Genomic DNA, 19,142 nt, shown 5'->3' with positions numbered 1-19,142 from the left:
CCCGAACGGGGCACATTCGGGTGTCCGCAGACCGGCCCTGTGAGGCAGGACGGCGACGTACGCTGGAGCGCATGACCGAGCGCAAACCGCCAGGCGTCAGCTTCGAGTCCTGGGTCGACAAACAGATCCGCGAAGCCGCGGAGCGCGGCGAGTTCCGTGATCTGCCCGGTTTCGGAAGGCCTCTTCCTGCCGCCGGTGACGCGTACGACGAGATGTGGTGGATCAAGGGGAAGATGCACCGCGAGGGGCTCGGTTTCCTGCCTCCGACGCTCGCGCTGCGCAAAGAGGCGGAAGAAGCCCTGGAGAAAGTCGCGCGGGCACCGTCGGAGTCAACGGTGCGGCGCATCGTGGAGGACATCAACCAGAAGATCGCGGCGGCGATCCGCCGGCCACCACCCGGCCCGCCCCTCGGGCTGAAACCCTACGACGTGGAAACCGTCGTCGGCGAGTGGCGGCGCCGCCGCACCTGAGCGGCCGCACAACAGCGCAGCCGCGCCCCTGCAACCGCCGCACCGCGGCGCTGAAGCCTGGACCCGTCGCCCCGGCCGGGACCGCAGCGACGCCGCCCGCTCGATCAGGCCGGCTCGGCCCCCAGCCACGACGCGACCGCCCGCGCGATCGGCAGCCCCGTCTCCAGCTCCACGAAGCCGAACTGCCCGCCCTGGTTGCACTCGAGAAACCACCATGTGCCCGTCGAGTCCTCCGCGAAGTCGAAGGCACCGTAAGCCAGTTCGGCCTGCTTCTTGTACGCCTCGACGGCCCTGGCCACCTGGGCCGGTACTTCCACCGGTTCCCACTCGTGGCCCGTGTCCCCGTAACGGCCGTCGACCTGACCCGGCTCCGCCGCTTTGCGTGCGGCGAAGTGCTGGTCCCCCACACTCGTCAACCGGACATCGGCACGCTTGGCGACATAACGCTGCAACAGCGTCGGTGCCGCGGCCACTCCGGAGAAGTCGGCGTCCGGCGGCACGAGCGTGGTCGGCAGCGCCATCGGCGGATCCCCGGGCGACTTCCCGGACACCGACTTCACGACCACGTTCCTGTACTGCTCGGCGAATTGACGGGCCATCGACGGATGGGTGGTGAGCAGCGTGGCCGGCACCGGGAAGCCGCTCTGGTGCGCGACACGCAACTGCCAGGGTTTGCGCCTGGCCTTGGCCGCGGCGCTGGGATGATTCATCCACCGCGCGCCCGTGCAGTCGAGCATTCCGTACAGGGCGTGGGCGGTCTCGACGCTCAGCCATTCGGACGGTTCGGCGGCGTGTGCCGCCGGTTCGCCGGGCCTGCGGATCCAGACGGACCGCAGGCCCTGCATGCTCGCCACACGGCCGCCGATCGACAGATATCCGCGGAACTCCCCGCGCACGTACTCCGCGGAGAGAGCCCCTGCGCCAGGGAGGTCGGCGGGGTCGAACCGGACGAGCGGGACGCCCAGTTCGTGCAGTTCCGCCACGACCATGTCAGCGGTGACATCCGCCTCGCACGTGAGCACCAGCACTGTCACGTCGCACGCCGGTCAGTCGTCGAAGTGGGTCGCGGAGCCGGCCTTGGAGGTCGTCGTCCCCGCAGCGGCGAGCAGACCCCGGTCCATGATGGCGGGCCTCCCGTCGGACAGCACGTTCAACTGCAAGGTGGCGTCGTACGCATAGGGCGCAATGCCCGTGGCCGGCTCAGCAGGGCGTGCATAGTTCCACGCGAACGGTTTCATGTCTTTTCCTCCCCTGCCCGTGCGCGCCTGCCCGGGCTCCTCATGTGACAGTACGTATTTGAGAGGTAATGGTTTCATTACGCACCGTGACCATGTGAATGCTGTTCCTCTACGGCTCCCCTACCTGAGGCCACCGGCCGACAGTTCCGCGGCGGCACCCCGCCACCCCTGCACTGCCTTCCGCTGCCTCCCGGCGCCGCCAAGACAGACGCACCATCAGCCCCACAGGTTTCACACCATGGCCCCAACGTGACCGAGGCGACACTCCAAACCTCCCCGATTCGGGACATCCCGGCGAACGGGTGGGCCGACCGGCGTCGAAGCTTCACGTCACGCCGTCGAGGCAAAGCGTTCGTCGAGGATTCCGTTTTCCCTGGATCGGCAAGGATTGGTGCACTGATGAGCGAATATGAGCGTTCTCACACGATGCCCGCTCTCCCCGAGCATGTCTACGATCAGGCTGCCCAGGTGGACCAGCTCGACAGCTGGCTGCCCGAGGCCCTGCACGTCAGAGCCGAGGAACTGCCGGCGGTCACCGTGCACGAGGACCGCACGGACGAGGACATGCCCGCGCTCCTGAAGGCCGAGAAGGACCAGATGCGGGTCGAGTGGGGAACGCGGAACGGGGGCGCCTACGCAGGGTGGCTCCAAGTCGCCGGAATCGGCTCCGGCGCCAGCGAGGTCACGGTCCACCTGTCGTTCTTCGACGAGTCGCACGACCCTGGCGGGAAGGCTGTGAACGACGCCCTCGACCAGAGCCTGAGGCGGCTCGAGGAGCAGGTGCGGATCAGGATCGAAGGCGCGGCCGGCTGAACCACCGCTCGGAGTGGAGGACGCAGCCGGCCGAGCAACCGGTGGCCGCTCGGGCCGAAGGCCGCGGAGCCGGACGCGTTCAGCGTCAGGGTGACACGGCGCCCGCGAGGACGGACGCCCCCCGCCATGCCTTGTGGAACGTCGGCACGTGAAGTGCCCGGCTGCCGGCCGGGCGCCACCGTCCGCCGGGGCAGGTCAGTGTTCCAGCACCTCGCGGGCCGCGTCCTGCGCCGCCCGGCGGTCCTCGTCGACGAGACCGATGCGGGTGCGCCGGTCCAGCACGTCCGATGCGTCGAGGGCGCCCTCGTGCCGTACCGCCCAGACGAACTCGGCCCTGGTGACGGGGTGGCCCGGGACGACGGGCGCGGCCAGGGCCGGGTCCGCGAGGCCGAGGGCGTGGACGGCGGGTGCCTCCACTCCGTAGCGGCGGACCAGGCGCCGGGGCGCTTCGAGACGGGCGAGCACGCCCGCCGGGGCGGCCCCCACGAGCGGCAGGACGGCGGTGCGGCTGGGGCCGGCGCTCACGCCGCCGGCGACGAGTGCGGCGTCCACCGCGTCCTGGGCCATGCGCCGGTAGGTGGTGAGCTTGCCGCCGACGACGGTGACGACACCGCCGGCCGAGGTGAGGATCGCGTGCCTGCGGGAGATGTCGGCCGTCCGGCCGGGTCCGGCGGAGCCTGCCACCGGGCCGGTGTCCAGGAGCGGCCGCAGGCCGGCGAAGGCGCCAACCACGTCGTCGCGGCGCAGGGGTACGTCGAGGGCCGAGCCGAGGACGTCGAGAAGGAAGCCGATGTCCGTCTCCGGCACGTCCGGCACATCGGGCACCGGCCCTTCGACCGGTTCGTCGGTGAGTCCGACGTACACCCGGCCGTCGCCCTGCGGCAGGACGAGGACGAAGCGGTTGGACTCCCCTGGGATCGGGATGTGCATGCCGGCGGTGAGGCCGCCCAGATCCTCGGAGCGCAGTACGAGATGCGTGCCGCGAGACGGTCGCAGCCGGACGTCGTCGACCAGGCCGCCCGCCCATACGCCTGCGGCGTTGATGACGGTGCGGGCCCGAACCTCCAGTTCCTCGCCGGTGAGTTCGTCGCGGACGCGGGCGCCGGTCCCGCTCACCGCGAGCGCGCGGGTCCGGGTGAGGATGTGGGCGCCGTGGGCGGCTGCGGTTCTGGCGACGGCGGTCACCAGGCGTGCGTCGTCGGTGAGTTGGCCGTCCCAGGAGAGCAGACCGCCGCGCAGCCCCGTCGGCCGGAGCACGGGCGCCATGTGCCGGGTCTCGACGGCGGAGAGCGTACGGGGCCCGGGGAGGGTGGTGCGCGAGGTGCGGGCGGAGGCCCGCAGGAGGTCACCGGCGCGCAGCCCCGCCCACGTCACGGCGGCCTGGCCGCGGGATACGAGAGGGGTGAGCGGCAGGACGAAGGGCTGCGGGCGTACGAGGTGGGGGGCGGTGCGTTCCATGAGGATGCCGCGCTCGACGGCGCTCTCGTGGGCCACGTCGAGATGGCCGGTGGCCAGGTAGCGCAAGCCGCCGTGGATCAGTTTGGAGCTCCAGCGTGAGGTGCCGAAGGCGAGGTCGTGGGCGTCGATCGCGGCGACGGTGAGTCCGCGGGAGGCGGCGTCGAGGGCGGCTCCGGCGCCGGTGGCTCCGAGGCCGACGACGAGGACGTCGACGGTGGCGCCTTCGGCGAGCCGGGCCAGTTCGCGGCTGCGGCGTAGGGCGTTCAGGGAGGCCGCCAGCGGTGCTGGGAGCGGGGGCCCTGCAGCCGCTCCGGCGGCATGGTCCGGGCGGCTCGAACGGCTCGGGCGGCTCATGGTGTGAGGGTCCTCTCCAGGATGGTCCGCAGGTCGTCGAGGAAGGCCCTGTCGGCGAGTTCGGGCTCGCCCTCCTCGGTCATGGTGCGCAGGGAGAGCGCGAAGGACTGCACGACGAGCAGCAGCGAGCGGGCCTGCCGGTCGGGGTGGGACCGGCGCACAGAGCCGTCGGCGTGACCCTCTGCCAGGCCGCCCGCGATGAGTCCCAGCAGCGCGTCCTGGCTGGCGCCGCGCCGGTCGAGGATGTACGGGAGCAGCAGCTCGGGGTCCACGTCGATGATCTTGTGGAAGAGCGGGTGGGCGCGGAAGGCGGTGACGCCGCCGACCAGGCCCTCGACCAGCCTCTGTCGTGCGGGTGCGCCTGGTTCCGGTTCGGGCATTGCGCCGACGGCGAGGGCGATCCACTCCCTGGTCATCAGGTCGCCGACGAGGGTGCGCACGTCGGGCCAGCGGCGGTACAGGGTCATGCGGGAGACCCCTGCGCGCCGCGCGACGTCGGTGAGCGTGGTCCGGCGTACGCCGACGGCGAGGACACAGTCGCGTGCCGCGTCGAGGACGGCATCTCCGTCCGAATGGTTGTGACGAATGGGCGTCATCTGTCACAGTGTAATGCCAGTGCGGGCCGCGCGGCAGTACGCCCCGCGAAAACCCCGCGTAACCGATGGTGAGGAACAGCCGAGTGGACATGTTGTGGAGCGGCTGGGGCGACCCGGCCAAGGCAGCCCCGCTGCCGGACACGGTGACCGGCCTGCTGCGCGATCTGCTCGGCGTGACACCGGACGAGAACGGCCCTGCCTCGCTCGAGGCGATCGACGTCCCGCCGTCCGCGCTCACCGCCGCCGCACGCGCGGCGCTCACCGAGTGCGTGGGCGGGGACGAGTATGTGCGCACCGACGCGGAGAGCCGTGTCCGGCACACCCGTGGCAAGTCCACACCCGACCTGCTGCGCATCCGGGCCGGCGATGTCGACGACATCCCGGCGGCCGTCGTGCTGCCGGGCAGCCACGACGAGGTGACGGCCGTCCTGCGGGCCTGCGCCGAACACGCGGTGGCCGTCGTCCCCTTCGGCGGCGGCACGTCCGTCGTCGGCGGGCTGGCCCCCGAGGGAAAGCACTGCTTCGTCGCGCTGGACCTGCGCCGGCTCGACGCGCTGCTCTCCGTCGACGAGATCTCCCGCACGGCGGTCCTCCAGCCGGGCATGCGCGCACCGCGATGCGAGGAGCTGCTCGGCGAGCTGGGCTGGACGCTCGGCCACTTCCCGCAGTCCTACGAGTGGGCCTCCGTGGGCGGTTTCGCCGCGGCCCGCTCCAGCGGCCAGGCTTCGGCCGGCTACGGCCGCTTCGACGAGATGGTGCTGGGCCTCACCCTCGCCACCCCGGAAGGAACCCTGGAGGTCGGGCGGGCCCCGCGCTCCGCCGCCGGCCCCGACCTGCGGCAGCTCGTCCTCGGCTCCGAGGGCGCGCTCGGGGTGATCACCTCCGTGACCGTACGCATCCGGCCGCTGCCGGAGATCCGGGTCTACGAGGGCTGGCGCTTCGCGTCGTTCGAGGCCGGCGCCGCGGCCCTGCGCAGGCTCGCCCAGGACGGGCCCCGTCCGACCGTGCTGCGCCTGTCGGACGAGACGGAGACCTTCGTGGGCCTGGCCCAGCCGGACCGGATCGGCAGTACGCAGGAGGGCGGGACACCCGCCGGCTGTATGGCGATCGCCGGCTATGAGGGCACCGCGCGGGACACCGCCGACCGGCGCGCCCGGGCCCGGGAGGTGCTGCTCGCCTGCGGTGGCGAGTACGTCGGCGAGGAGCCCGGCGAACGCTGGGCGCACGGCCGGTACAACGCGCCCTACCTGCGCGACTCGCTGCTCGACGCGGGCGCCTTCGCGGAGACCCTGGAGACGGCGTGCTTCTGGTCCGCCCTGCCGGGCCTCTACGAGGCGGTGCGCCAGGCGCTCACCGGCACGCTGACCGAGGCCGGAACTCCGCCCCTGGTGATGTGCCACATCTCCCATGTGTACGAGAACGGCGCGTCGCTGTACTTCACCGTGGTCAGCGCGCAGGGGGACGACCCGGTGGCCCACTGGGCGCCGGCGAAGCGGGCCGCCAACGACGCGATCATCGAGGCCGGGGGCACCATCAGCCACCACCACGGCGTCGGCACCGATCACCGCGACTGGTACGCGCGGGAGATCGGCCCGCTCGGGGTCCGTATCCTTCAGGCCCTCAAGGCCGAGCTCGACCCGGCCGGGACACTCAACCCCGGCGTGCTCATCCCCGTCCGCTGACCGGCCCCCTTGCCTTCCGGAGGCGCATTCATGCGACAGTTCACCGCCGTCGTCAATCCCGCCGCGGGCGGGTCGAGCGGTACGGCGGCTCTGCTTCCGCTGGCCCGCCTCCTCAGAGAGGCCGGGGCACGGTTCGACACCCAGTACAGCCGCAGTCTGGAGCACGCCCAGGAGGTGGCACGGCAGGCCGCCGGGCAGGGGCACGTCGTGCTGGCCGTCGGCGGTGACGGCATGGCCGGCCGCGTCGGCGGCGCGCTCAGCGGCTCCGACGCCGTCTTCGGTGTCGTCCCCGCCGGGCGCGGCAACGACTTCGCCAGGGCGCTCGGCCTGCCCTCACGGACGGAGGAGCTGGCGGACCTGCTGCTGAACGGCTCACCGCGGCCGGTCGACACCATCGAGGTCACCTCCGCCGTCCACGCCGGAACATCGGTGCTGGGCAGCGTGTACGCGGGCGTGGACGCCGTGGCCAACCACCACGCCAACGCCTCGCGGCTGCTGCGGGGCGCCGCGTCCTACTACGCGGGCGGTCTGCGGGCCGTGCTCGGCTGGCGGCCCGCCACGTACCGCATAACCGTCGACGGGACCGAGCACGAACGGCGCGGTTACACGGTCGTCGCGGCCAACTCGGGCTTCTACGGCTTCGGTCGCAACATCGCGCCGGGCGCGCGGCTCGACGACGGCCTGCTGGACGTCGTCGTCATCGGTCACGCCCCCAAGCGGCTGTTCTTCGCGATGATGAACGAGCTGAAGACGGGGGCGCACCTTGAGCGCCCGCAGGTGGAGATCCTCAGAGGCCGGGAGATCCGCATCCAGGCCGACCGGAGCGTGCCGTACGGCGCGGACGGCGAGGTCGACGCGGCCCTTCCCGTGACGGTCAGGGTCCAGCCCGGAGCACTGAACGTCATCGGCTGACGCCGGGCCCGGCCGTACGACCCGCTCGGCGCGACCAGCGGCCCGCAGGCGATCATCGGCTTCCGCCCGGCCACGGGCAGTTCGCGGGCGCGCTGCCCACCCGGCTCACCTCCGGCGGGACAGGCTCGCGGCCACCGCGCCCGCGCTGACCGACGCCGGCCGACTCCGCCTGCGGGGCACGGCTGCGACCGCCGGCGGGGGCGGGAGGGTTCGGCGGACGTCCGCTGGTTACACGTGCACGGACCCTGTGACGCCGTGATGGATGTCGCGTCCGGCCGGGCCGGTCGGTGGCGGTGCACGAAGTGGAGGTGACCGGTGGCCTTGCGGCGCTGGGCGGCGTGGGAGCTGTCCGCGGTGCGGACCTCCGTACGCAGGGCCCTGACGGAGGCCGGGCCGGAGCGGGACCTGGCGGTCCAGTCGCTGAAGGCCGCCGGCGCCGCCGTTCTCGCGTGGGCACTGGTCGGCTGGTGGTGGAATGCGCCGATGGCCCTGATGGCCCCGTGGACGGCGGTGGTCCTCGTACAGAGCACCGTCTACCGCTCGCTTCGGGCCGGAACCCAGCAACTCGTCGTCATCGCGCTCGGCACGCTGCTGGCGACCGGGGCGGCCGCGCTGACCGGCAACACCATGGCGGCGATGGCCCTCGCCCTTCCACCGGCGGTGCTGCTGGGCAACTACTCGCGCTTCGGCGACCAGGGCGTCTACGCGCCGACGACCGCCGTCTTCGTGCTCGCGTACAGCTCCTTCTCCGGGACGGCGATCGCCCACCGCCTCTTCGAGGCACTCGTCGGAGCGGTGATCGGCATCGGCGTGAACGCCCTGGTCCTGCCCCCGGTCCACCTCCGCGATGTGCGGGACAGCCTGGACCGGCTCGGCCGTGACAGCACGGACCTGCTGCGCGCCATGGCCGACGACGTGGAGAGCGGCTACGACCGTACGAGCGCCGAGCAGTGGCACGAGGGAGCCCGGCGGCTCGGCGGCCCCGTGCAGGACCTGCGCAGCGCCCGCGGGTGGACGCAGGAGAGCTACCGCTTCAATCCGGGGCACCGGCTGCGGCGCCACCCGGCCCCGCCCCCGGGCCACTGGGACACGTACTGGACGGTGATCGCCGAGCGGCTCGAGTCGGTCACGGCGACTCTGGTGGACACGACCGGTGAATGGCGCAGCCTCGCCTCGCCGCCCGAGCCCGCTCTGCGCTGCCTGCCGGAGCTGTTCCGCGCCATGGCGGACGTCTGCGAGGCGGACCGGGCCGCGCCGGCCGTCGCCCCGCCGCCCGACGGCGACGTGCGCAAGGAGGCGATGGGCCGGGCCTGGGAGGCCCATCGCCTGCTCAAGCGCCACCTGCCGGCGCAAGACCATGAGACGGCGACCGCGGTGGGCGGGCTCGCGGCCCAGACACAGCAGCTGCTGTACGCGCTGGAGACCGGACCCGCTCCGGCCCGGCAGACGTGAGGCCCCGCCGGCGCCTGCCCGCCGCGTCCGGATCGTCCTCGTGCCCGGCCCGGCCGGTCCGGGACGTATCAGCAGGCCCAGTCCTTGCCGGGGTCGAGGTCGCCGTCCCGGCGGCGCTGGGTGAATGAGAACCAGTTGCCCGAGTCGTCGCGGAAGATCGCCTCGGTGCCGTAAGGACGCTCCTGCGGCTCCTGGAGAAACTCCACGCCGCGTGCCTTGAGCTTCTCGTAGTCTCCGTGGATGTCGTCGGTGGCGAGGACACCCGCGCCGAGGACGCCCTTGGAGACGAGGGTCGTCATGGCCTCGGCGGACTCGGGGTCCATGGAGGACGCGGTCGGCACCATCAGGGTCAGCTCCACATCGGGCTGGCCCTTGGCGCCCACCGTCAGCCAGCGCATGCCTCCCTCGCCCATGGTCATGTCCGTACGCACCTCGAGGCCGAGCTTTTGCGTGTAGAACTCCTTGGCACGGTCCTGGTCGAGCACCCAGACGGTGGAGATGGCGAGGCCCTTGATCATTTCGTGCTCCTGGATGAGAGGTTTCTGCGGCCCTGCCACCGTAGGCAGAGGGGGCCTCAGCCTGCTTCTTCAGAATTGCTGGGCCTGTCCGGAACACGGGACGGGGAGAAACCGCCGGCCCAGAGCATCGCGTAGCACCCGGGGATCAGGGCGGCGCCGCGGCCGACGTGCTTGGCGCGGTACTCGCTCGGTGAGAGTCCGGTCTGCCTCTTGAAGCGGGCGGAGAACGTGCCGAGGCTGGTGAAGCCGACGAGCGTGCAGATCTCGGTGACGGAGAGGTTCGCGGTGCGGAGCATTTCCTCCGCCCGTTCGACCCGGCGGCGGGACAGGTACTGGCCCGGTGTCTGCCCGTACACGGCTTTGAAGGCACGGACGAAGTGGTAGCGGGAGTACCCGGCGTGGGCGGCGATGGCGTCGAGGTCGAGCGGCTCGGCCCAGTCGCGGTCCATCGCGTCCTTCGCGAGGCGCAGCTGCCGTAGATGAGCCGGGTCCGTCACGTTGCCCATGCTGGCACGGGGCACTGACAGCGAGGCGCGAGCCGGGGCGGCGGGCATTGACGGACGAGGGGAACATCTGGTCGGATCGTGGCGTTTTAAGCACATACAGGCAACGGCGACTCTGTCGTGCCTGCCCGTTCCCGGCTACGGATTCCGGCTGCCCATGATGCTCTCCCGAACAGCACCCGCCACCTTCGCAGGCGTGGCCGTCCTCCTCACCGGCTGTGCCGGCGCCGGAGCGACCGAAAGCTCCGGCGCGTCCGGCAAGGCCGCCGTCAGCGCCGTGGCACCGGCGTCGGCCACGGCCGGCGTGCCGGGCCCCGCCACATCGGCCCCGGGCTCCGGTACGCCCATCTCCACGGAGCCGCCGGCCCCGGCATTCGATCCCCGCACCGAGACCGCGGTGCTGTCCGTCCCGGCCATCGGGCTGGAGGACCTGCGTGTCGTGCCGTACGAGGGCACGACCGACGACTGGCCGGGCACCCGGATCCAGAACCGGGGTGTGGCCGCGAGTCCGTACGGCGAACGGGGCGGCGTGGGACCGGGCGAGGTCGGCAACTACCTGGTCACCGCGCACCGCCTCTCCGCCGGTGGACCCATGCGGGACCTCCCGGCGCTCGACAAGGGCGATTCCGTGTTCGTGACCGCGGGTGGTTCGGTGTACGAGTACGTGATCACCGAGACACGTCAGACGTCGTTCCGCTCGGAGCGTTCGCTCGCCGAGCAGCGGGCCGCGGTACCGGGTCACCCGGGCGAGCGGCCCACCAAGGCGATGATCACCCTCTCCACCTGCGCGACTCCCGAGGACGACGCGGCGGGCAACTTCTGGCGCGACGACAAGGGCAACCCGGAGCACCGCATCGACAAGATAGGCGTGCTGCGCGAGGTGTCCGACCAGTAGACGGCACGGCGCCGCCCGGCCCCGGTCCCGCGGCGGGGACCGGGGCCGGGCGGCGCCGTGCCGGTTGTCAGGCCGTCGCGAAGCGTTCCCACACCCGGTGGCTGCCCAGGAGCCGGGTGATCTCCTCCAGCGTTCCCTCCTCGCCACGGCCGGTCACCACTCCCGGCGCGTCGGCGGGCACGCCGGCGGCCGCGAGCACGCTGTCCGCGCCTGCCCAGCCCCCGATCGCCTTGCCGTGCCGGTACGCCTCGGACAGCATCAGCAGCACCCGCGGATCGGACGCGCCGCCGCGTCCCCCGGCCGGGTCGCCGGCCTTGGCGTCGCGGGCGCCGATCGCATCGGCTGCCGGGCCGGGGGCTCCGGCGAGAAGCAGGGCGTCGAACTCGATCGAGCGCGCGGTGGCGAAGGTACGCTGCACGGCCACCGGTTCCCCGCCGTCTCCGAGCACGCCTCCGTCGGGGCCGACGACCAGCGGAACCATGCCCGCCGCCAGTACGGACCGTCGCACGGTACGGACTCCGTCGAGGTCGCAGTCGGCGTCGGCGACGATCCCGATGACGCGGCCGTCCAGCGGCCAGGTCTGTCCGATCTGGGAGAGCGCCGGGCTCGGTTCCACGGACGCGAGGGGCTCCGTCGGCCCTGGCGCGGGCAGGCCGAGGGCGGCGGCGACACCGGCGCACAGCTCGGGGTCGATGTTGGCGAGGACCCGTAGACCACGCTCCTTGATCGCCTGCTCGTAGCACTTGCCCAACTCGAACGAGTAGGCGGCGATGATGTGTTCACGTTCCACGGGCGACATGCTGAGCCAGAACCGGCGGGGCTGGCTGAAGTGGTCGGCGAACGAGTCCGGCGCCTCGCGGACCTTCTTCGCCGCCGGCACCTCGACGGGCACCTCGACGTAGGCGCCCAGGTCGGCCCCCGCCTGGAACGGGCAACCGGCGTCGAGCGAGTTGGGCCGGTAGGGCGCCACACCCCGGTGCACGGCGGTCTGGTGCATGCCGTCCCGCAGCATGTCGTTGACCGGCGCGTGAGTGCGGTTGACGGGAATCTGCGCGAAGTTGGGGCCGCCGAGCCGGCTGATCTGGGTGTCCAGGTACGAGAAGAGCCGACCGGACAGCAGCGGGTCGTCCGTGATGTCGATGCCGGGGACGAGGTGGCCCGGGTGGAAGGCGACCTGCTCGGTCTCCGCGAAGAAGTTCGACGGGTTGGCGTTCAGGGTCAGCAGTCCGATCGGCTGCACCGGCGCCAGTTCCTCGGGGACGATGTTCGTCGGGTCGAGCAGGTCGATGCCCTCGAACGTCTGCTCCGGGGTGTCGGGGAAGGTCTGGACGGCCAGTTCCCATTGCGGGTAGGCGCCCGCCTCGATCGCATCGGCGAGGTCCCTGCGGTGGAAGTCGGGGTCCATCCCGCCGGTGATCTGCGCCTCCTCCCACACCATGGAGTGCACGCCGAGCTTCGGTTTCCAGTGGAACTTCACCAGCGTCGTGTCGCCCACGGCGTTGACCAGCCGGAAGGTGTGGACGCCGAAGCCCTCCATCATGCGGAACGAGCGAGGGATGCCCCGGTCCGACATGTTCCACAAGGTGTGGTGGGTGGCCTCCGTGTGGAGGGTGACGAAGTCCCAGAACGTGTCGTGGGCGCTCTGCGCCTGCGGGATCTCGCGGTCCGGCTGCGGTTTGCCGGCGTGGATGATGTCCGGGAACTTGATCGCGTCCTGGATGAAGAACACCGGGATGTTGTTGCCGACGAGATCGAAAGTGCCCTCTGTCGTATAGAACTTGGTGGCGAAGCCCCGGGTGTCGCGCACCGTGTCGGCGGAGCCGCGGGAGCCGAGGACCGTGGAGAAGCGTACGAAGACCGGCGTCTCGACGCCCTTGCCGAGGAACGCCGCCTTGGTGATCCGCGCGGCGGTGCCGTAGCCCTGGAAGACGCCGTGCGCCGCGGCGCCGCGCGCGTGGACGACCCGCTCGGGGATGCGCTCGTGGTCGAAGTGGGTGATCTTCTCGCGCAGATGGTGGTCCTGCAGCAGGACGGGGCCGCGGCTGCCGGCCTTCAGGGAGTGGTCGGTGTCGGGAAGCCGGGCACCCTGTGCCGTGGTCAGGTACGGACCGGTCTGGGCGACGGCCGCCTGGTCCGCTCCCGTCTCCTGTCCCGTCGGGCTCACGGTCGCCGGTCCGCTCTGGTCCGGTTTGGGTGGGAGCGGCTCCCTCGGCTCCATCGGTTCGTCGACGGTCGGCGGTTGCGGCGACGGCCTGCCGGGGATGCCGCCTTCGGCTCCGGAGTTCTTCCGGTTCATGCGTCCTCCACGGATACGGGTGCCGGACGCCGGAGTGTCTCCGGCGCATCGGCATACTCGGCCGATTCTTCTGCCCCGGCAAAGGCACGGCAGTCCGGATACACCCATCCCGGTGGAAAGACGGACCGCGTCGGCGAAGGGCGAATCCCTTGATGCCGGCCCTACATGCCGCCCGCGACGCGCAGCACCGCTCCCGTCGTGTACGACGCGTCCTTCGAGAGGAGCCACGCGACCGCGCCGGCGACCTCCTGCGGCTGTCCGGCCCGGCCCATGGGCACGTTGACCGCCACCTTCGCCGGCCGTTGCGGGTCCTCGTGGAACTCGGTCCAGATGGTGCCGGGGGCCACGCAGTTGACGCGGATGCCGTCGGCTGCGACCTCCTTGGACAGCCCCGTCGTCATCGCGTCGACGGCCGCCTTGGTGGCCGCGTAGTGCACGTACTGGCCGGGGCTGCCGAGGGTGGCGGCCGCGGAGGAGATGTTGACGACCGCACCGCCGCCGGAGGCGGTCATGTCACGGACGGCACGGCGGGCGCAGAGCAGATATCCCCACACGTTGACCTCCAGCGCTCGGCGCATCCCTTCCGCATCGGCGTCCGCGAGGCGGCCGTTGGGCCCGCTGATGCCGGCGTTGTTCACCAGGGCTGTGACGGTGCCCAGTTCGGCCGCGCCGTCGAAGAGACGGTCGACGGACTGCTCGTCGGCGGTGTCGACGCGGACGGCCAGGGCGCGCCGGCCGGCCACGCGCACCGCCTTGGCGACCTCGTGCGCGGCGGCTTCGTCGGACCGGTAGCCGACGACCACGTCGTGGCCTTCCACGGCGAGGCGGGCGCAGACCGCGGCGCCGATGCCGCGGCTTCCGCCGGTGACGACGGTGAGTTGCTGACGCAAGGCGGACTCCGGTGCTGTGGGGCGGGCGATGCGGACCGACTCTAATCCCCCCTCCTGGGCTGCCTCGTCCCGGCCCGTGCGGGCGGCCCGTCGGCCGCGGGCGGGCGGCGCCGGACCGGGAGCCGCCGGCCCGGGCCCTGCGGTCAGGGCATCGACCGGAGCAGCAGCAGCGCTGTGTCGTCGGTCCGGTCGCCCGTGGGCAGCGCCTGCATGAGCTGATCGGCCAGGACCTCGAGGTCCCGGGCGCCGACGGCAAGGAAGCGGGCGAGTTCGTCGATGGCCACCCCGATATCGGTGCCCGGTCGTTCCACCAGCCCGTCGGTGAAGAGGGCCAGGACGCTGCCGGGCGGCAGGGTGACCTCGGCGGACCGGTAGTCGGCGACCGGTTCGATGCCGAGCAGCAGTCCCGGTGGCACGGCCAGGGTCCGTGTCTTGCCTTCGGGGTCGCGCAGCAACGGCGGCGGGTGGCCCGCCGTGGCCAGGCAGGCGCGGCCGCGGGTGAGATCGATCTGGACGTAGAGGCAGCTGGCGAAGAGGCCCGGGTTGAGGTCGGTGAGCAGGCGGTTGGCGCCGGCGAGGACGTCACTGGGGGACGCTCCGGCGAGGGCCTGCGCGCGGACCGCCGTACGGACCTGGCCCATCAGCGCGGCCGCGGGAACGCTGTGGCCCTGGACATCGCCGATGACGGCCGCGGCGGCGGTGTCGTCGAGGCGGATCAGGTCGTAGAAGTCGCCACCGATGTCCATTCCGCGAGTGGCGGGCAGGTAACGGGCGGTGGCCTGAAGGTTCGTCAGCGAAGGCAGGGTCTGCGGGAGCAGGCTGGTCTGGAGGCTGCGGGCGAGACCGCTCTTGGTGTCGTAGAGCTGCGCCCGGTCGAGGGCCTGGGCGACAAGGCCGGCGAACGCGGTGAGCATGGCCCGTTCGTCGTGTGCGAAGGGTCGGGAGCGGTCGTACGCCATGACACAGCAGCCGAGTGGGCGGCCGGCGGCCACGAGCGGCAGGAACGCCCATGCCTGATGGCCGTCGTCGCCGACGGCGTTCGGAAACGCCTGCTCCAGTTCGCGGCGGGAGGCGAAGAAGGCCGGCTCGCCGGTGACCACCACGCGCCCGCTGGGGTTGTCGGGTGCCAGGGGAACTCCGCCGAGGTGTTCGGCCTCCTGGGGGCCGTAGCCCCTGTGGCCGCGCAGCCGCAGTCTGCCGGCGTGGGTTGCGAGCAGGGCGACGGCGTGGGCGCCGAAGCTCGGTGCGATCTGGTCCACCACGAGCTTGATCACGTCGGGCACGCTGAGCGCCTCTGTGAGCGCGGCGGCGAGGTGCGCCATCCGGTAGAGGACATCGGCGCGCGGCGCGGGCCGTGCCGCGGCGGTGCCGGTCTGCTCGAGCACGGGCGGGTCGGCGGCCGTGGCGGGCGCCCCGGTGGCGGCTTCGGTGGAGGGGTGGGCGGTGGTCTCGCCGCCGCCCAGGCGGGAGGGAGAGATGCGGACGCTGATGCCCCGTGCGTCGGGGTAGAGCTCGAGGGACAGCCATAGGCCGTCCGGGCGCCGCACGGTGAACGAAGTGGGCCTACGGCTCATGACGGCCGACCGGTAGCGGTCCTCGAAGACGGGATCGTCGAGCCACGGCAGGAGCTCCCACGGCCGCGCCCCCGTCAGGGCGACCATGTCGGAGCCGACGAGCTTCGCCGCCTTGGCGTTGACGAAGGTGACCCTGCCGTCGAGGTCGAGGGCGCAGCAGCCCTCCGGCAGGCGTTCGGCGTAGTCCACCGCGGCGAAGGCCTGGGACTGGGTGACACGGCGCCCGCGAGGTACCGGCGTCAGCCGGGGTTCGGCATCCGGCAGGACGGGGTGGCCGTTCTCCTCGGCGCGGCGCAGGGCTGCCGCGATGTGACCGCACGTCCGTTCGACGGCCTTCCGCCGAGCAGGGTCGATCTCCATGGACTGCGAGCCGGGCCAGAGCACCAGGACTCCGCCCCACGTGCGGCCGGTGCTGGTGACGGGAGCGGCGGCGAGGGAGAACGAGTAGGGCAGGGCCAGCCCGAGGCGGGGGTAGCGGCGCGCCAGTTCGCCTTCTGCCCCCACCCAGATCAGGCGGTCCTCGCGGACCGCCTGGGCGAGCGGGCCGGAGGCGGAGACACCGACCCTGGCCCACGGCATGGCGAGGCTGGAGGGCACTCCGGCGAGGACGACGGCGCTGAGCACCTGGCTCCCCGAAGGCAGTACGTAGACCCCGCCGCCGTACCCGCCGGTCTCCCTCAGCATCCGGGACAGCAGCCGCTGCAGTGCCTCAACGGCGCCGTCTTCCTCGTCGGCCGATGCCATGACCTAGTCCTTCACGGCCGGGGCGGACCGTGCCGTACCCGCGCCGCGCGGCGCCGCCGGGCGGACACGCGGTGCGGGCCGACCGGGCCGGAGGCCCGGGCCGGAGCCTTCCGGGGGGCCGATCGGGGCGCGACACGGTACAGGTTTCATCATTTGTGGACATTACGCCCATACCTTGGCAGCCTGCACCCTTGAGCCGTCGACTCGGGAACGCTCAGGAACCGGGCCGGTCCTCGACGGTCACCCGCACCGTCCTTACCTCGGGATCGACGCCGTCGGGGACGACCATGCCGGCGTCGGCACCGCTGCGCAGATACCGCAGGGCCGCCTCGTTCAGGCGCTCGCCGGGCAGTGCGGCGGGAATGCCCGGCGGGTAAGGGGTGAGCATCTCGGCGCTGACACGGCCCACGGCCTTCTCCCACGGGACGTGCTCGACCCGGCCGAAGTAGGCGTCACGGGGCAGCATGACCTGCTCCAGTCGCAGGTCCGCGGGGTCGGGCACCTCCACCTCGGGCGCCGGCCGCAGCTGCGGCGCCTGGGCCGACACGTCCCGCAGGGCGGCGAGCAGACGCTCCGCGGAGGTCTCGTCGTCCGCGTGGGTCAGCTGCGCGCTGATGCGCCGGTGGTCGGCGAGATGGAGGTTGACGCGGTGAGTGCGCCGCAGCCGGTCCGCGATCCGGTAGCCGGTCGTGCCGAGTGCGCTGACGTCGATGACGACCTGCAGCGGATCCATGTCGGTCGCACGGCCGGGACCGCAGAGATCGTCCCTGCCGTGGACCCGCATGCCGTCGATGTCCTCGATGCTGCCCCGGACATCGCCGGCCAGGGCCAGCGCCGCGTCGTACAGGGCACGGCCGTGCTCGACCATCTGGCGGCGCCAGCCGTCGAGCGCGGCGTAGATCAGCGTGGAGGGACTCGTCGTACCGAGCAGGTCCTCACGGCTCTTGAGGACCGTCGGATCGATGAGATCGCCCTGGAGGTGGAACACCGAACTCTGCTCGAGCCCGGAGCCCATCTTGTGGACCGAGGTGACACACACGTCGGCCCCGGCGTCCATGGCCCACGTCGGCAGGTCGGGGTGGAAGGGCAGATGGGCGCCCCACGCCTCGTCCACGATGAGCGGTACTCCGTGCTCGTGGCACGCCTCCGCGATGCCGGCAAGGTCCGAGCAGGTCCCGTAGGGGGTGGGTGTCGTCAAGAGAGCACCACGGGCTTCGGGGTGGTCGGCGAGAGCGGCACGGAAGGCGTCGGCGGACGGCGGGTGTGCCATGCGCCGCTCCGCGTCCCACTGGGGCTCGACCCACACGGGCCGGATGCCCGCGAGCACCAGGCCGGAGACCACGGACTTGTGCGCGTCCCGGCCGACGAGCAGCTTCTCGTGCGGGCCTGCGACGGCCAGCATGGCCGCCTTCACGGACAGCGAACTGCCGCAGGTGGAAAAGAAGGTGTGCTCCGCCCCGACGGCATCCGCCATCAACTCCTGGGCCTGCTCGAGCACCGCGTGCGAGGAGGTCCGGTCGTCGAGGCCGCTGATGGCGAGCACGTCGGACCGGAAGACCTCGTCGCCCATGACCGCGCGGACCCGCGGGTCGGCGCCGCGGTGCTGCTTGTGCCCGGGCGGCGTGAAGGGGGTCTGATTCTCAGCGTGGTACGCGGCCAGTGCTTCCAGTACCGGTGTCCGTGAGTGGTCCATGTGACTCCGCTTCCCTTCGAGGCGGCACGAAAACTGACGCGCTGGGCCGAACGGGGCATTCCGGCGCGGCTCCTCTTCGGCGCGCGCGGACCTGCGGCCGCTTCGCCGCCGTCAGGAAAAGCGGTTGTGGGCGGCGCTGCCCGGCGGGTATTGGTTCTGCATGACCTCTCTCGGCGCAGTCTTCCGTCCGCAGTTGCCTCCCGAACGGTTGCGCGAGGTGGTCCGCACGGCGGACGCCGCCGGGCTGGAGGAGTTGTGGCTCTGGGAGGACTGCTTCCTGGAGAGCGGTGTCGCCACCGCGGCCGCCGCCCTCGCCTGGTCGGAGCGTCTTCGGGTGGGCGTGGGCCTGCTTCCGGTCCCCCTGCGGAACGTCGCCCTGACGTCGATGGAGGCCGCCACGCTGCACCGACTCTTCCCCGGCCGGGTGACCCTGGGCGTCGGGCACGGCGTCCAGGCGTGGATGGGGCAGGTCGGCGCGCGCGTCGAGTCGCCGCTGACGCTCCTGCGTGAGCATCTCACCGCCATGCGGGCCCTGTTGCGGGGTGAGCGGGTGACGGTGGACGGCCGGTACGTGAAGCTCGACGGCGTCGCCCTCGACTGGCCTCCGACGACGGCTCCCGCGGTGCTGGCCGGGGCGACCGGGCCGCGCTCACTGCGGCTGACCGGCGAGGCGGCCGACGGAACGATCCTGGACGCGGCCGTTGCGCCCGAGGGTGTCCGAAACGCCCGCCGGCTGATCGGCGAGGGCCGCGCGGCGGCCGGACGCACCGGCCGTCACCAGATCGTCGTCTATCTCCACACCGCGATCGGCACCGGCGCCGAGGACCGTCTCACGGCTGAACTGGAGCGCTCCGGCGGGGCGTCGACACCCGGGCTCGGCGTGGCGGGCGACGCGGGTGCGGTGGCCAAGGCCGTCCAACGGCTCGTGGACGTGGGAGCGGACACCGTGGTGCTTCAGCCGACGGCCGACGAGCCGGACCCGGAGGGATTCGTACGGTTCGTGGCCGAAGAGGTGCGCCCGCTCGTTCCCCGTCCGGCCGACGGCCCCTGACGC

General features: G+C 72.3%; 17 protein-coding genes. 7 read left to right on the top strand and 10 right to left on the bottom strand.

What is annotated here, in order from left to right; genetic code table 11:
• The first annotated feature begins 71 nt into the window (after positions 1 to 71).
• Entirely contained in the window at positions 72 to 470 is a 399-nt protein-coding gene (locus MDN94_RS25145) for a DnaJ family domain-containing protein (RefSeq protein WP_482728116.1), read from the top strand.
• Between the two features lie 104 nt (positions 471 to 574).
• On the opposite strand, the gene tgmB is transcribed toward MDN94_RS25145, so the two are convergent.
• Together tgmB and tgmA are read right to left on the bottom strand one after the other, a co-directional pair.
• Entirely contained in the window at positions 575 to 1,504 is a 930-nt protein-coding gene (gene tgmB / locus MDN94_RS25140) for an ATP-grasp ribosomal peptide maturase (RefSeq protein WP_482728115.1), read from the bottom strand.
• 12 nt (positions 1,505 to 1,516) lie between these two features.
• The gene (tgmA, locus tag MDN94_RS25135; protein ID WP_482728114.1) at positions 1,517 to 1,708 is read right to left on the bottom strand and encodes a putative ATP-grasp-modified RiPP; all 192 of its coding nucleotides are present in this window, start codon (positions 1,706 to 1,708) and stop codon (positions 1,517 to 1,519) included.
• A 399-nt stretch (positions 1,709 to 2,107) separates the two neighbouring features.
• Between tgmA and MDN94_RS25130 the strand changes: the two genes are divergently transcribed.
• Positions 2,108 to 2,521: an SRPBCC family protein gene (locus MDN94_RS25130; protein WP_482728113.1), complete on the top strand. Its 414-nt coding sequence runs from the start codon at positions 2,108 to 2,110 to the stop codon at positions 2,519 to 2,521.
• Positions 2,522 to 2,716: 195 nt separating this feature from the next.
• Here MDN94_RS25130 and MDN94_RS25125 read toward each other — a convergent pair whose 3' ends face one another.
• The gene (locus MDN94_RS25125) at positions 2,717 to 4,333 is read right to left on the bottom strand and encodes a glycerol-3-phosphate dehydrogenase/oxidase (RefSeq protein WP_482728112.1); all 1,617 of its coding nucleotides are present in this window, start codon (positions 4,331 to 4,333) and stop codon (positions 2,717 to 2,719) included.
• Positions 4,330 to 4,929 (bottom strand): TetR/AcrR family transcriptional regulator, encoded by a 600-nt coding sequence (locus MDN94_RS25120; RefSeq protein WP_482728111.1) that lies wholly within the window; start codon positions 4,927 to 4,929, stop codon positions 4,330 to 4,332. The genes MDN94_RS25125 and MDN94_RS25120 overlap by 4 nt, the downstream gene beginning before the upstream one ends.
• Positions 4,930 to 5,012: 83 nt before the next feature.
• On the opposite strand from MDN94_RS25120, the gene MDN94_RS25115 reads away from it, so the two are divergent.
• The 3 genes from MDN94_RS25115 to MDN94_RS25105 all read left to right on the top strand — a co-directional run bounded on the left by MDN94_RS25115 (position 5,013) and on the right by MDN94_RS25105 (position 8,975).
• Entirely contained in the window at positions 5,013 to 6,611 is a 1,599-nt protein-coding gene (locus MDN94_RS25115; RefSeq protein WP_482728110.1) for an FAD-binding oxidoreductase, read from the top strand.
• A 30-nt stretch (positions 6,612 to 6,641) separates the two neighbouring features.
• Complete coding sequence (locus tag MDN94_RS25110) at positions 6,642 to 7,523, top strand: diacylglycerol/lipid kinase family protein (RefSeq protein ID WP_482728109.1); 882 nt, start codon at positions 6,642 to 6,644, stop codon at positions 7,521 to 7,523.
• Between the two features lie 315 nt (positions 7,524 to 7,838).
• Positions 7,839 to 8,975 carry an FUSC family protein gene (locus MDN94_RS25105; protein ID WP_482728108.1) on the top strand — a complete coding sequence of 379 codons (1,137 nt, stop codon included), beginning with the start codon at positions 7,839 to 7,841 and terminating at the stop codon, positions 8,973 to 8,975.
• Positions 8,976 to 9,043: 68 nt separating this feature from the next.
• On the opposite strand, the gene MDN94_RS25100 is transcribed toward MDN94_RS25105, so the two are convergent.
• Together MDN94_RS25100 and MDN94_RS25095 are read right to left on the bottom strand one after the other, a co-directional pair.
• Positions 9,044 to 9,493, bottom strand: coding sequence for a VOC family protein (locus MDN94_RS25100; RefSeq protein WP_482728107.1), 450 nt, complete (start codon positions 9,491 to 9,493; stop codon positions 9,044 to 9,046).
• Positions 9,494 to 9,549: 56 nt separating this feature from the next.
• Complete coding sequence (locus MDN94_RS25095) at positions 9,550 to 9,999, bottom strand: helix-turn-helix transcriptional regulator (protein WP_482728106.1); 450 nt, start codon at positions 9,997 to 9,999, stop codon at positions 9,550 to 9,552.
• A 154-nt stretch (positions 10,000 to 10,153) separates the two neighbouring features.
• On the opposite strand from MDN94_RS25095, the gene MDN94_RS25090 reads away from it, so the two are divergent.
• Positions 10,154 to 10,891: a class E sortase gene (locus MDN94_RS25090; protein ID WP_482728105.1), complete on the top strand. Its 738-nt coding sequence runs from the start codon at positions 10,154 to 10,156 to the stop codon at positions 10,889 to 10,891.
• A 67-nt stretch (positions 10,892 to 10,958) separates the two neighbouring features.
• On the opposite strand, the gene MDN94_RS25085 is transcribed toward MDN94_RS25090, so the two are convergent.
• From MDN94_RS25085 to MDN94_RS25070, 4 genes are all read right to left on the bottom strand, one after another.
• The gene (locus tag MDN94_RS25085) at positions 10,959 to 13,187 is read right to left on the bottom strand and encodes a catalase (protein ID WP_482728104.1); all 2,229 of its coding nucleotides are present in this window, start codon (positions 13,185 to 13,187) and stop codon (positions 10,959 to 10,961) included.
• 161 nt (positions 13,188 to 13,348) lie between these two features.
• Positions 13,349 to 14,077 (bottom strand): SDR family NAD(P)-dependent oxidoreductase, encoded by a 729-nt coding sequence (locus tag MDN94_RS25080; protein ID WP_482728103.1) that lies wholly within the window; start codon positions 14,075 to 14,077, stop codon positions 13,349 to 13,351.
• Between the two features lie 143 nt (positions 14,078 to 14,220).
• Positions 14,221 to 16,395, bottom strand: coding sequence for a SpoIIE family protein phosphatase (locus MDN94_RS25075; RefSeq protein WP_482728102.1), 2,175 nt, complete (start codon positions 16,393 to 16,395; stop codon positions 14,221 to 14,223).
• 214 nt (positions 16,396 to 16,609) lie between these two features.
• A complete protein-coding gene (locus tag MDN94_RS25070) occupies positions 16,610 to 18,088 on the bottom strand; it encodes an aminotransferase class I/II-fold pyridoxal phosphate-dependent enzyme (RefSeq protein WP_482728101.1) in 1,479 nt (492 codons plus the stop codon).
• A gap of 160 nt (positions 18,089 to 18,248) precedes the next feature.
• Between MDN94_RS25070 and MDN94_RS25065 the strand changes: the two genes are divergently transcribed.
• Positions 18,249 to 19,139 (top strand): LLM class flavin-dependent oxidoreductase, encoded by an 891-nt coding sequence (locus tag MDN94_RS25065; RefSeq protein ID WP_482728100.1) that lies wholly within the window; start codon positions 18,249 to 18,251, stop codon positions 19,137 to 19,139.
• Positions 19,140 to 19,142: the final 3 nt, after the last annotated feature.

The organism is Streptomyces sp. WAC00040 (assembly GCF_056835925.1).
The sequence above is the reverse complement of the archived record's forward strand: the minus strand, read 5'-3'. Positions and strand labels throughout refer to the sequence as shown.